We start from the raw sequence: 13,519 nt of genomic DNA, 5'->3' as shown, positions 1-13,519 counted from the left end.
CAAAAACATGTCTTTTCAGACGGGCTCCTTCACTTTGCCCAGTTTTAGTCCGGCGGTTTGGAGTATAATCAGGCCTGCAATGAAAAAAACTGACATCCCGATCATACTGTTGCGCATACTTCCGGTCAGCTGTTCGATAAATCCATAAGAAAATGTTCCCAACACAATGGCGATTTTTTCAGTAATGTCATAAAAGCTGAAAAAAGAAGCAGGTTCGCCCGTTTCTTCGGGAATCAGTTTTGACCAGGTAGATCGGGAAATAGACTGAATGCCCCCCATCACAAATCCAAGGACTGCAGCAAGGGTATAGAAAGCAATTTTATCAGTCAGAAAATACCCCGAAATACAAATGCCTACCCACAACACCAGCGAAGCCGAAATCGCCAGCCGGTTTCCCCATCTGCCCGAAAACCAGGCCGTTGCATAAGCCCCGGCAATCGCCAGAATTTGCAATACCAGCACCACGATAATCATTTCATCGCTTTTCATGCTCACCTCCGCTTCGCCAAACAAAGGAGCCAGCAACATGACTGTCTGAACCCCCATACTGTAGAAAAAAAATGAAAATAAATATCTCGCCATGACTTTGCGGGTGCGGATAAAGGCAAATACTTTTTTGATCTCAGAAAACCCTTTTCCCAATACAGACCGGTCGATTTTATGTCCCGTGGGGCGATCTTCCAGAAAATGGAAAGCAATCTGTGAAAAACCCAGCCACCAGAAACCCACCAGCAGAAAGCCAAACTTGGTGGCAGAGCCATCGCTGGCGAAACCCAATTTTTCTGCATTGAGGATCATGACAAGGTTGATGATCAGGAGCACGACGCTGCCGAGGTAACCCATGGCAAATCCTTTTGCGCTGACGCGGTCCATGATATCGCTGGTTGCCACTTCAGGCAGGAAGCCATTGTAAAATACGAGAGAACCAGCGTATCCCACACTCGCCAGGATGGCGCAGATGATACCATATTCGATATTTGCCCCGTCAAAAAAATAGAGCCCGATACAGGCCAGCGACCCCAGATAGGTAAACATCTGCATAAAACGCTTTTTGCGTCCGCTGTAATCAGCGATACCGGAGAGGACCGGTGAGAGGAAAACAATGATCAGGAAGGAGAAGGAAATCGCATAGGTATAGAGCACGGAGTTTTTCACCGTAATTCCAAAAAAGTCCACCATTTCTCCGCCAAAAGCAGCCCGGGTAGCGGAGGAGTAGTAGATCGGGAAAATCGCGGTGGTAACGATGAGGTTGTACACCGAGTTTGCCCAGTCGTAGGAACTCCAGGCATTGAGCAGGCGGGGATGATTTTTAGGTAGCACGGGGAATCGTTTATCTTTTCGGGAAGATGCAATTTTTTTTGGAATTAGAGGGAATGAATGCAGGAATCATTCATGTAAATCAGGAATCTAATTCCTAATCTGCAAAAATTACAATACCTATCCAGTGATAAACATTTTCCCACAAAAAATCCTATATTCACCCATTCCGCGCCGCAGCCCATTTTCATTTACCACAAATAACCTAACCTATGGCTTACAGCGAACTACTGGCTGACCGGGTGCGCAGGTCTTTGCTCCAGCGGAACATCCCATTCTCCGAAAAAAAAATGATGGGTGGACTCACCTTTATGGTTGACAACAAAATGTGTGTCGGCATCCTTCAGGAAACCCTGATGGCGAGAATCGATCCGGAACATTATGATGACGCCCTTACCCGTGAAGGCTGCCGGCAAATGGACTTTACCGGCCGGCCCATGAAAGGTTTTTTATTTATCGACGGGGAAGGCACTGACAGAGACGAAGACCTGGAATTCTGGATTCAGGAGTGTCTCGATTTTAACCCAAAGGCGAAAGCGAGTAAGAAGTATCCATAACGCGGGGGTTAAACCCCGCGTTATGGATACTCACTCCTTCACCAACTTCAGCACTTCGCCTTTTTTGCCGGGGGAATATACCCTCACGAGGTATATTCCGGCGGAGAGATTGGCGAGGGAAAGTCCCGTAATGGTTTCGCCTGCGGCTAATTCTCTGCGGTCCACGAGGCCGCCATAGAGGGTGAGCAGTTCGGCCGTATGGGGTGTCTGGGTATTGCCGGAAAGGATTTCCACATTCACCCAGCTCTGTGCGGGATTGGGGAAAATGCAGAAGTTTTGCCCGGTTTTGAGTCTGGTACGGCTTTTTACAGGCAGGAGATTGCCGGTCGGCAGTCCGCCAGTACTCCGGTCGAAGGCAAACAGTACTTCGAAATTGCTGCCGTCTTTTTCTATACGAAATATCAGCCCGTATCCTTGTCCGCCTTCGGAAGCCATGCCGTAAAGCCTGCCGCCGTCGCCTTCGGTGAGGTCGCCAAAGGGATAGTAGCCTTTTTCGATGTCGAAAGCATGCAACATCTGGTAGTCGCTGCCGTCAGGTCGTATGGAAAAAATCGTCCCGTTATCTCCCGGGCCACCGACGGGCGTGAGGCCATAAAATTTGCCGTCGCTCCCGACGATCAACGCGCCGCTGGCACCTTTGCTGGTATTTTCACCGGCTTTGTGCAGTACGGTGTATTCGCCGGTGTTTACCGCTATGCGGAAAATCACATCGCGGGTCAAACCGTAGAGTGCGCCGTCAGTGTGTTCCAGCAATGTGCCTCCGGCATCATTTCCCGTTGAGTCATCAAAATAATGGAGAATCTCAAAACCGCTGCCATCGGGCGCGATTTCAAACAGTGTGCCGTATAACGCAAAATCGGTACGGGGGGTGGTTCCGTAGAGTTTGCCGTTGCTGTGCTGGATCAGGCTGCCTTCGGGACGAGCGATGGCAAATTCGGTGAAGGTGTGAAGCAGGGCAAAATCGCTGCCATCGGTATTGATGCCGAAGATCACGCCGAAATCTTTTTCTCCGCCGTAGGGCGTCATCCCGTAAAGTCGGCCGTCGCGTGCCTGCATGAGGTCGCCCATGGGCGAAGCGCCGTGGGTTCCGTCAAAAGCAAAAAGGGTGGTGATCGTTTGCCCGTTGGGATCGGCCCGGAAAATGGTTCCTTTGTCATATTCTCCGCCACGGGCGGTCATGCCGTAGAGATTTCCATCGTTACCTCTCAGCAGGCTGCCTACGGGTTGATAACCGGCTTCCGAGTTGCCGAGTTTTTCGAGTGCGGTAAAATCGCTGCCGTCGGTGTCTATCCGGAAAACCACGCCCTGATTATTAAGTCCGCCACGGGGAGTGGTTCCGTAAAGTTTGCCGTCAGTTCCCTGTACTACCCCCCAGTATCGGAATCCTTCCACCCCAAAAGCACCGGTCGGGCCGTCGAAGTGATGCAAAACCTGGTAATTGCTGCCGTCTTTTTCCACCGAAAAAACCGCACCGGGCGAAGGGTCTTTTCCCCCGAGTGTGCCATACAGTTTTCCGTCAGAGCCTTCAAGCAGGTCGCCCCCAGGGTAAAACTCACCCTTATCCTGATAAATTTGCCACTCATAGACCGTTCGAAAGTTGTTGCCCCCGGGTTCCATTTCAAAAATTATCCCTCCGTTGAGGCTGCCTCCAAAGGTGGTGGTTCCATAAAATTTACCGTTGCGTGCTTCGAGCAAAGTGCCCCGGGGAGATCTCCCATCAGTTCCAGAAAATTCATGCAGTAACTGAAAATTACTACCGCCGGTATTGATCTGAAAAAGTACCCCGCGTCCGCTTTGTCCGCCGCTGGAAGTAAGCCCGTAGAGTTTGCCGTCAGCAGCGTGGGTGAGTTGGCCATAGGGAAAATAGCCATCCGTGAGGTTGAAGTTGTGCAGAACCTTGTAGCCGCTTCCGTCTTTTTCGAGCGTATAAATCACGCCGGTATCATACAGACCGCCGCTGGAAGTAAGTCCATAGAGTTTCCCATCGCGGCCCATCGTGACACTTGCACGGGGAAAGGCACCTGACAGCGAATCAAAAGAATGAAGGGTGGCAAAATTTTCACCGTTGGGATCAATGGTAAAGATTTGACCATTGTTGAAGTAAGTGCCGCCGAAAACCGATACGCCGTAGAGCCTGCCATCGTCGCCTTCGGTGAGGTCGCCCGAAAATATACTGCCATCGGAGAGACGAAAAGAGTAAAGAACGGTAAAATTGCTGCCGTCCGAATCGAGGCGATAGAGTGCCCCGTTTTCGTCGGCTCCGGCTTCGGCGATGCCGTAGAGATAGCCATTGCTGTGTGCGAGGAGGCCTCCTTTGGGGCTGCGGACGGGCCTTTCAAACGCATGGGTGACGGCAAGGTCGCTGCCATCCGTATTTACCCGAAAAATCGTTCCGGCACTGCCGGGGCCGTTCTGCGGCAAAACGCCCATAAAGTAGTCCTGCGCGGAGGTATTACTAACACAAGCTGCGGCCAGGAGAAGAAGGGTATAGAGGTTTTTCATGATGTGTGGAGTTATTGTTTCACCACCGCCTGAGCGGCTTCAAAATCGCGGCCTTTTACCCGGAGGTAATAGACCCCGGCGGGGTGGGCGGAGAGGTCAATTTTAAGCCCTTCCGGAGGCAGGCCGGCGGACAGTATCAGGCGGCCCTGGCGGTCGTAGAGCCATATCTGCACATCTATATCGTTAGTGATACGCACGCTAAACCTCCCGTCATGAGGATTGGGATAAACCAGTAGCGCAGCCTGCGGATTTTCAAGGCGATTTTGCGGCGGGTTTTCGTCGCAGATTTCCTTGCGCTGGATACGGTTGCCCGCCGCGTCATAACTCAGCACCACCTCCGGCGTACAGGGCGGCCCGATCTGGGCGAAGGCGGCGAGGGGGAGGGATAGGAAAAAAAGGAGGAGATTTTTCATGGGAGAGTGGTTAGATTTTTAATAAAAAAATCAAGGCACGTACTTAATCACCCAACCCAGACTGTCGAGCAGGGAGAGGTTGAACGACATTTTTTTTGAATAGAGTTGTTTTTCATGGATTTCGGCCCAGGAGTGAGTACGCATTGTGGTTTCGGGAATAAAGAAAAAACGGAGGTAAGGAGGTTTTTCACAGGGAAGCGTGGGGTTTGCAGCACTACCTGCGCCATGTATTTCCCCGAAAGCATACGCATTAATTCGGTAGGAAGGCGAAATAATCGTATCCATTTTGTTCCCCTGTGCGTCAACACGGTTGTCATTCCAAATTTGAAATAGTTTTAACTCCGGAAGGCGCGGAAGGGAATCCTCACAAGTCGAATAAACATACACCGCCGAATCGGAATAATTGTGAATGGTTATGACCTGTAATGGAGGGTCATAGGCGGGGCAACCGGTGAGGAGGAAAGCCAAAATAATTAATTCAAGCTGTTTCATTTTATTTTATTTTATGGCCAGAAGAAAGGAGATGTGAATCGTAACCGGAAGTAATCAAACCAATTAATATTTTTGATGGGGAACATACTTGAAGAAATATAACGATTACCAAAGTAATTTTGGGACAGGTAATTGGCCCACGTTTCCGTCCAAAATGTATTATGACTATATCCTCCGATACCATCTCTGGATGCACTAGCTAAACTTTCTATTCCAATAACCTTGTAAAAAGCATATAAGCCCACCATGTTGGATTGCAAGATATGGCCAAATTCATGTTGCATTAACTCAGGAAATAAGTTTTGTGAAAAAACACCTTTTCCGACAGTAATACCATAACCGGGAAGTGTTATTCCACCACTAAGCGAACCAGAGCCTAATGATTTTGATTCATACACATTAACGCCTTCATATGAACCCACATATTTACCTGTAATTGTTTGGTTTGTATTGGAAATATTGTGCGCACCCACGCCGCTTGATAAGTCTAATTTAGCAGTACCCGTAAAAAAATTCAGATCTTTATTAACCGCATCTGCACCTCCCTGAATACCACCAGAAATAAAGCCTTTTATACCTTGTGTGAGTGATTGTCTAAGTCCAACTTTTACAGCATGTTTTAGGTTTTGCTCTTTCATCAGACTGTTTCCGGTCCCAGATATAAACCCGGAAACTAATCCTGATGCTGTACCAGAAGTTGCACCAGTAATAAAGCCTGTTGCAGAAACTGGAGACCCAGCGAAACCGGCAAAAAAGTTTCCTCCAGCCATTGAAGTACCAACACCTGATCTAATTCCCGCCCCTAGCCCACCTGCTAAAGCTCCAATTCCAAAATATTTTAGGCCGTCGCAACTAAATTCTGAACCGTTGGAAACCCAGTTTATTGTTCCCCCAATCAATGCCCCCGCCACAATATGTACCCATTCCCCACTCGGATCAGTAAACCGCAGTGGATTATTCACCGCGTAGCTGTAGCGGTTGTAGCCCTGAGAGCCGAAGGCGGCCTGGATGTAGTTGTCGGGGGAGAGCATACGGCCCAGTACCGGGTCGTAGAGGCGCCCGTTCATGTGGATGAGTACGGAGGTCTCCTCACCCCGCGCCTGTTCCTCACCTGGAAAAACTCCGGCAAAGGCCATTAGCAGGAAGAGGAGGAGATTTTTCATGGGGTTAGATTTTTATTTTGACAATTTCGGTGTTTAAGGTTTTATCGAGTTCCTTGTCATCAAAGGAGGGGTAGGTGATTTCAATGATTATTCCCCCCATAGAAATCACACGCTCAAAAGACCGATAGGTTTCTTCAAATAGGGTAAAACCATTCTTATGAGTTAAAAAAGGTTATCTTATAAGTACCACTCCCTTCAAAATCAAACCCGGACTGAATACCGGGCGCAATCGCTAAATTTACCAGGCCGGGCGCATACCTATTAGTAAGTTCATCCCAGTATTTTATGTCTATCAGATCAGTTAGAGAATCGGTCAAGGTATCGTAATCAAAGTTCTGCATAAAATCAATCAAAATACCCTGCTCAATAAGCAGTATCATTCCGGTATCTGTGGAAAAAATCGTATCCTTTGCCATTTCCTCATTATAATTCACCTTTTTTATCTGTTCAATAGAGAAAATATTACGATTTGAAGCATACTTGACAAAAGGGGTATCTGTCCGGGGAAAAGCAAACACTTTTTCTCGTATCTCTTGATCAAGATTGGCCTGATCCAAAGAATTTATTTTGTCTTTGATATCATTCAGGTATAAAGCATCTATCACATAATACCGTTTTTCGGGGAGTAAACTCAGTGATTCTCCGTTGGTTGATACATTATTCATTTTTATCGCGATCAATATGGGATGTAGGGTAAATGTTCTAGTCCAAATCTCTTCAACAATCCTTCTGCAAAATAAAAAATTTCGGAAGGTGTAGCGTTAGGATTTGTAGAGATAAATTCTGACCAAAGCTCATTCCACTTTCCTGGTAAGTTTCCTAATCCCTTGCCATGCACCCCTTTCAAATGAGTCTGCTTACTGATTTGGATTGTATAGTCGTCAATGTTAGCTATACCTTGATTGGTAAAATATCGTCGAAATTCCTGAGGGAAAATGTGGTGTTTATGCATGACTTTAGGGGCTTCTAATAATACTTTTCCACCTCTCACCCCCGCTTGCCCCGCCATCTGAACAAAAGGCACTTTTGTAGCCGTCTGCTCCACCGACTCCATCAGGTACTGCCCTGCCATCGAACCCGTAGTCTGAAGGGTCATTTGGTAAGTTTGGGGGCTGCTTCCCACAATCCACCGCCAGCCTGCTTTACCCAGTGCGCCCAACCCCTCGGCGGTTTTCCCTGCCATCCCTGCCGAAAGCGCATCAAACCCCACGCCCAGGCTATAACCCAAAAGTTCGCGTGTATTATTGATATCCGGGAGGTTTCCGGTAACGGCATCTATTGTTATATTTCCGCCTGCGGTGATGGCCCCCCCGGCATAGGGATTAAACACACTCACCGCTCCGCCAACCGCTCCGCTGGTAAAATAAGCCAGGCCAGTCTGCCAGTTATCCACCTTTTCCCAGTTGCTCCAAAGGTTAAAACCACCGCCGATAAGCGCAGCACCGACAACTAATATCACCTGTATCACCTCCCCACTCGGATCAGTAAACCGCAGCGGGTTATTCACCGCGTAGCTATACCGGTTGTAGCCCTGGGAGCCGAAGGCGGCCTGAACATAGTTGTCGGGGGAGAGCATGCGGCCCAGTACCGGGTCGTAGAGGCGTCCGTTCATGTGGATGATGCCAAACTCGCGCAGGTGTTCGTGGCCGGTGTAACCCCGGTAGAGCCAGGTGGGTGCGGTGGGTACGAGGCTGTAAGTCCAGGTGGTAGGGTTGCGGGGGCGTCCCCATGGGTCAAAGTTTTGCTCCGCGACGATGGCCCCGGTATTGCTGGTGAGGGTCAGTATCGAACCGAGGTGATCGGTATAGGCATAATAATAGGTATCCGTACTGCCCTGACGCACGACAATAGCACATAACCCGTCGCCGCCGGAGACATAATGAATATGCTGCGTAGTGCTGCCACTGACATTACGCTCATACGCCCCTACATAATATCGGGTGGTCTGAACATCATCGTTGTGCATAAGCACCGATTTTTTCCGCTGACCGTCCGGGCCGTAGGAAAAGGTCAGGTCATAGCCGTTTTCGCTAACGGTGAGCGGATCGTGATCGGATGTGTAGGTTATATCCTGCTGAAAGGAGGGAATGACATTTTGCGGATCGGTAACTTTTGTTACCGCATGGATTTTTTTGGCATGATAGTCATATACCCCGGCGTCGGATTTGGTAGAAAAATTACCATTTCCCAAATAAGCCATGGTTGAAGCAGTCTGCCCCGATACCTGTGCATTTGTCAGGCGGTTGAGATTGTCGTAAGTAAACGTTTCTGTTTTAGACTTCAGATGGTCGGTACGGCTGGTGAGATTGCCGGTCTGAAGATTGAAAGCGGTCGAAAGGTTTTGTACACCGGGGGTAGAAGTATTGACCGGTAAACCGTAGGCATTGTAAGTTTTGGTAGTAACTTTTCCATTGCCCAGGGTATATTGAGTAAACTGCCCCAGAGCATTCATCGTACCGGTGACCGCGTTGAAGAGGGTAACAGTTCCGTTGAGATTTTTTACCTGACGCAGGTATCCATTGGCGGTATAAATCCGCTGGATACCAAAACCCGAAGGGTAAGTAACCGTCGCAATATCGCCATAAGCGCTGTAGGTATAATTCGTAAGAAAATTGATTCCGCTGATTGCCTGTTTTTCCTGAGTTACCTGGCTCAGGGCATTGTAGGTATATTCACGGGTGAATCCATTATATCCGGTGATTTTTTTCAGATGGCCTTTGCCATTACCCGTTGTGACATACTGCCAGGTAGTAACGCCTTCGGGAGTGGTACGGGTAAGTATCCGACCGAGAATGTCGTATTGCATCTGCTGTACCTGACCTTTGGCATCGGTCTGGGAAATGAGTTCTCCCAAAGCATTATAATCATAGGAAGTTGTACCTGCGTTTTTATCGGTAAGCTGGGTCTGGCGTCCATACAGGTCGTATTGCATGGTTGCCAGTTCTACGCCGTCGAGTTTTACGCGGGTCTGGTATCCCCGGCTGTTGATGTCATACGTAAGCGTACCTCCTGCATCCGTGCTGGAAAGCGTCTGATCGGCTGCGTCCAATATCCGGCTGCTTGTCTGACCGGCAGGGTCAGTCGCTGCAACGGTAAGTGAGCCATCTACCCCTGGCGTATAACTATAGGAGGTCGTACCTGCACTGTTGATTGCAGTAAGTACCCTGCCAAAGATATCATAAGAAAACGTTGTGATTACGGCAGGATCACCGGGGTAATGCGGAAGGGTGGTAGTTGCAGTATTTCCTTGGGTGTCATACGTAGTCAGTGTTTGTATCCACTGGCTGCTGAATCCCTGTACATGGGCTTTCTTTTCGCGTCCCAGAAGATCATACCAGACTTTGGATTCTGGTTTGCCGGGTATCTGGGTACGCCTATAATAGAGGGTATAATTGGCGGGTTGAATATCCCAGACAAGGGAGTTTTGGATGGTGTATCCCTCCGGAGTAGTCGTATGGGTCAAACGGCCAAAACCATCGTACTGAAAAGTGGTAGTAAGGTTATCAGGCGTTTGAATAGAGAGAGGTGTACCCCATTTGGGGTCATAGGTTCGGGTTTCCGATTGGAGTAAACCGTCGGTAATGACGGTCGGATATCGCCCTTTGCTATCATAAGTATAGCTGGTTGTGCGGCTGGCAAGCCCTGAGGCGGAAACCGTTTCGCTCAGCGGATTCCCAAAGTTGTTGTATGTATAGGTTGTTGTAATCTCTTTAGGTTGCCCCGCATGGATTTTGATTTGGGTGAGTTCGCCTTTATTGTTGAAAACCCGGGTAGTGGTTTGGGTATGCGAGGTAGGGGCACTGTCATTGCGAATCTTCTGGAAAGTAGTCTGTGTAGGATGAGAGGGAATCCAGGTACCAAATGACCCGTAAGTATGAGTTGTTACGGTGTATTCCAGCGTATTGACCGAAGCATTTTCAACCAATACATTTCCATAGCTGTCATAGGCCCAGTTTTGGTTGGAGGTACGGGATCGGATAAAATCCTGTGTGGAACTTTGATCCGGTCTTAACCAGAAACGTCCGTTGCCGAGGTTATTCACCGAATATGTCTGAACGGTTTCGGATATCAGACTATTGTCCAAAATCTTCCGGGTTTGTGTCTTCCACGGGATAGAGAGGTAATAGGTATTGTTAAGAGTAAATTCATGGGTGGTAGAAAAACCGGAAACCGCATGACTGGAATACACTTTTCGGAATCCCAGAAATCCTCTGCCCTGACGGTGAATGCGGGCATCTTCGTAAGCAAAAGTGGTGGAGTGAAATCCTCCGATCCCATTCGGCTGGGTTTGTGCAGAAACCAGCCAGCCGGCAGCCTGGACATTATTCACCGGAAAGGTCGAACCCGAACCTTTTACATAAAAACTCCCTCCGGCAGTCATCCGGCTGTAATCAAATTCCGTTACAAAATTGAATCCATCCGCCACTTTGTCCAGCAAGCGGGATTTATCTTCTTTGCGGAAGTAGTAGAGTTTGTCAGGCAGATTGGGTTCGACAAAGAAAAAATCACTCCCGCCATCGCCATTAAAATCTCCGGCAATTAAAGGCCAGTCATGATGGGTATCATCCCCCGGTTGTGTAGCAGTATATTCAAAATCAAACCCGTTTGAGTAATAAGTGTGAAGAGTTACGTTTGTCCAATACGAAGAACTCTGAGGATCACCTTCGCCGTGTACAACATCCGTTTTCCCATCTCCGTTCAGATCCAGTATCCGGATCATATCATTTGATGTATCAGGAGTTACGATAAAAGAGTAAAGATGAGTATCAAACGAATTCCCGGCAGCCTTTGAGAAGGCGATCTCCCAAATATTTGGTGAGGTACGTGTCAGAAAGTCCGTTTTTCCATCGCCATTAAAATCACCGGGATAAACATCACGCCATTGAGTGGAACTGGAATTATAAACTAAAACGGCTTCATATTCATTATTGGCATTTTTTTCAAAGGAAAATATCTTACAGGCAGATTCCTTTAGTGTCATCAATTCCGTTTTCCCGTCGCCGTCGTAGTCAATTACAAAAACCTGATCGGCTCCTGAAACCTCGTTTGTATAGGAATTGGTCGTACCAAACTGACCTAAAACGTGATGATTAAGACTGATTCCGGGAAAAGATAAAAATACTTTATAACCAGTGCCATTGCTCAGACTGGTCAGGTAATCACTTTTTCCGTCTCCATTAAAATCTCCTTTGTACAAATAATTCCAGGTGGAAGCATTGATGATGTCATAAGGAGCTACAGTAGGATAATCCGTGGCAGTAAAAGCATTTCCTTCGGAATTTAAATAGTAGATGCGAGTACCGGATAGTTTCCAATAAGAGCTATTAGCATTTTTTACTCTATTTTCAATCAGAAGATCCTCCTTGCCATCTCCGTTAAAATCGGCACTGGATATTTTGTATTGATTGGGTACATCTATACCATTAATCCAGCTATAGTTATCATCATCATTAGGGAAAGTCTGGCTGGAGATATACTGAAAATCATCTGATCCTGGTATTTTTCGGTAATATTGAAAACCTGTATAATAGGTTATATCTGTTCCAGGAACCGGCTGAGTATTGAAAGAAACTCGTATCAAATCGGAGTAGCCGTCTGCATCAAAGTCTCCTGTAAAATTATGAAAATATGGTTGTCCTATATCATCCGTCTCCACAGCTTCAAAGTCAGGTGAAGTTTCACCATATTTAAAAATTGTTGAATTGAACTGCAAACCATTGCTACCTTTTTCGATCACTTCTGTCAGGTAGGAATAAAGATCGTCCTGAGCGTAATTAAACTCGTATTCCTTGCTGATAACACCCCCTTCGGCGGTTAATACAATTTTGGTTATCAGACGGCTACTGTTTAAAAGAGAACCGTCCAGATAAGCCGTAGTAGCATCCATTCGAAGACCATAATGGAACTTTATTTTGTTATAAGGAACAAGCCCGGTGACCGTATTACCCGTGTACAAAATCTCATCTATCCGCGATTCACGGTCATCAGTCAGATATTTATAATCCACATAGTTGCCGTGCAGGTCATACATGCGGTTGAGTCGCCAGAAGAGTACGCTGCTTCCGCCTTCCTGCATCAGGCGGGAATCTGCACTATTGCCATATTCAAAGACAATTCCTGACTTGGTTTCGACTTTAAACCAGAGGGGGCCATTACCCGAAATGCCGTAAGAAGTGATGCGCGAAAAAGTTTCACTTTCCGTAGCATAAACGGCTCCATCAGCACCGTTTACTCCGCTCGTTGCAATCAGTCGGTTTCCATCTAGTGCAAAAGGCCCTGCGGCGATGCCCGAAGCAGGATTTCCAGCCAGGGAAACAGGCCCCGCCTTTCCGTCGTGATACCAGTCTTGCCCGAGGCGGTGAATGACCGATAGCCCCGACAGATTCCAGCCCATGCCCAGTAAACCATTCCCAGACTGACTATTATAAGTTACCGAAACCGACGGAATCATTCCCCCTGTACCGGGAGGTAAATTTATCGGGATTGAATAACCTGCTCCCCCAGAAAGCGAAACGTTTGCAACCCCAGAGGTTGTGCCTACGGGTAGCGTTTGAGAAAGCGTTCTTCCAGAAAAGGCAGTTTCTGTAAAAAGATTCTGATATTGAACATTCCCCTGCCCGAAAGCAAAAGATAGTCCTAACCCCAAAATACACAGGAATAACCGGGTATTGTGCATAAACAAAGTTGTTAAAAATGGAGGAAAAAACAAAACATTCAAAAAATGGATTGCCGTATTTTTGACACTCGCAATTACCCCCCCCCATATTAACAGAATATTTTTTCAATATTAACAAATTGTTAAGCCGAAAGATTTTGGATGCGGTTTTATTCCAATATTGAAGTAATACAGATTCCCCTTTCTTCAAAACCACAGGCCGTAGTCAGGAGAAGAAGAGGATAGCGGTTTTTTATGAGAAGTTGAGCTGTTTTAATACGTATATCTTGCGCTGGATACGGTTGCCCGCCGCGTCATAACTCAGCACCACCTCCGGCGTACAGGGCGGCCCGATCTGGGCGAAGGCGGCGAGGGGGAGGGATAGGAAAAAAAGGAGGAGATTTTTCATGGGAGAGTGGT

General features: G+C 47.6%; 9 protein-coding genes. 1 reads left to right on the top strand and 8 read right to left on the bottom strand.

Going from position 1 to position 13,519, the window contains the following annotated elements; translation table 11 throughout:
- Nucleotides 1–15 precede the first annotated feature (15 nt).
- A complete protein-coding gene (locus R3D00_06160; GenBank protein MEZ4772750.1) occupies nucleotides 16–1,320 on the bottom strand; it encodes an MFS transporter in 1,305 nt (434 codons plus the stop codon).
- Nucleotides 1,321–1,529: 209 nt separating this feature from the next.
- Between R3D00_06160 and R3D00_06155 the strand changes: the two genes are divergently transcribed.
- A complete protein-coding gene (locus tag R3D00_06155) occupies nucleotides 1,530–1,874 on the top strand; it encodes a TfoX/Sxy family protein (GenBank protein ID MEZ4772749.1) in 345 nt (114 codons plus the stop codon).
- Between the two features lie 30 nt (nucleotides 1,875–1,904).
- Here R3D00_06155 and R3D00_06150 read toward each other — a convergent pair whose 3' ends face one another.
- From R3D00_06150 to R3D00_06120, 7 genes are all read right to left on the bottom strand, one after another.
- Nucleotides 1,905–4,376: a T9SS type A sorting domain-containing protein gene (locus R3D00_06150; GenBank protein MEZ4772748.1), complete on the bottom strand. Its 2,472-nt coding sequence runs from the start codon at nucleotides 4,374–4,376 to the stop codon at nucleotides 1,905–1,907.
- Between the two features lie 11 nt (nucleotides 4,377–4,387).
- Nucleotides 4,388–4,789 carry a T9SS type A sorting domain-containing protein gene (locus R3D00_06145; protein MEZ4772747.1) on the bottom strand — a complete coding sequence of 134 codons (402 nt, stop codon included), beginning with the start codon at nucleotides 4,787–4,789 and terminating at the stop codon, nucleotides 4,388–4,390.
- Nucleotides 4,790–4,819: 30 nt separating this feature from the next.
- Nucleotides 4,820–5,281, bottom strand: coding sequence for a hypothetical protein (locus R3D00_06140; GenBank protein ID MEZ4772746.1), 462 nt, complete (start codon nucleotides 5,279–5,281; stop codon nucleotides 4,820–4,822).
- A gap of 11 nt (nucleotides 5,282–5,292) precedes the next feature.
- Nucleotides 5,293–6,444, bottom strand: a complete 1,152-nt coding sequence (locus tag R3D00_06135) for an RHS repeat-associated core domain-containing protein (GenBank protein ID MEZ4772745.1) — start codon at nucleotides 6,442–6,444, stop codon at nucleotides 5,293–5,295.
- A gap of 155 nt (nucleotides 6,445–6,599) precedes the next feature.
- On the bottom strand, nucleotides 6,600–7,109 hold the full coding sequence (locus R3D00_06130) for a hypothetical protein (protein ID MEZ4772744.1): 510 nt from the start codon (nucleotides 7,107–7,109) through the stop codon (nucleotides 6,600–6,602).
- Between the two features lie 11 nt (nucleotides 7,110–7,120).
- A complete protein-coding gene (locus R3D00_06125) occupies nucleotides 7,121–13,120 on the bottom strand; it encodes an FG-GAP-like repeat-containing protein (protein ID MEZ4772743.1) in 6,000 nt (1,999 codons plus the stop codon).
- A gap of 232 nt (nucleotides 13,121–13,352) precedes the next feature.
- The gene (locus tag R3D00_06120; GenBank protein ID MEZ4772742.1) at nucleotides 13,353–13,508 is read right to left on the bottom strand and encodes a hypothetical protein; all 156 of its coding nucleotides are present in this window, start codon (nucleotides 13,506–13,508) and stop codon (nucleotides 13,353–13,355) included.
- Nucleotides 13,509–13,519 lie beyond the last annotated feature (11 nt).

The sequence above is a fragment of the Bacteroidia bacterium genome (assembly GCA_041391665.1).
Taxonomy (GTDB): Bacteria; Bacteroidota; Bacteroidia; order J057; family J057; genus JAGQVA01.
This window is presented reverse-complemented; position numbering and strand designations above follow the sequence as displayed.

What these genes read in the sequence shown, in the direction of transcription:
- R3D00_06155 (MEZ4772749.1), top strand. Translation starts at nt 1,530, where the DNA reads ATGGCTTACAGCGAACTACTGGCTGACCGGGTGCGCAGGTCTTTGCTC.
- R3D00_06150 (MEZ4772748.1), bottom strand. Translation starts at nt 4,376, where the DNA reads ATGAAAAACCTCTATACCCTTCTTCTCCTGGCCGCAGCTTGTGTTAGT.
- R3D00_06145 (MEZ4772747.1), bottom strand. Translation starts at nt 4,789, where the DNA reads ATGAAAAATCTCCTCCTTTTTTTCCTATCCCTCCCCCTCGCCGCCTTC.
- R3D00_06140 (MEZ4772746.1), bottom strand. Translation starts at nt 5,281, where the DNA reads ATGAAACAGCTTGAATTAATTATTTTGGCTTTCCTCCTCACCGGTTGC.
- R3D00_06135 (MEZ4772745.1), bottom strand. Translation starts at nt 6,444, where the DNA reads ATGAAAAATCTCCTCCTCTTCCTGCTAATGGCCTTTGCCGGAGTTTTT.
- R3D00_06130 (MEZ4772744.1), bottom strand. Translation starts at nt 7,109, where the DNA reads ATGAATAATGTATCAACCAACGGAGAATCACTGAGTTTACTCCCCGAA.
- R3D00_06125 (MEZ4772743.1), bottom strand. Translation starts at nt 13,120, where the DNA reads ATGCACAATACCCGGTTATTCCTGTGTATTTTGGGGTTAGGACTATCT.
- R3D00_06120 (MEZ4772742.1), bottom strand. Translation starts at nt 13,508, where the DNA reads ATGAAAAATCTCCTCCTTTTTTTCCTATCCCTCCCCCTCGCCGCCTTC.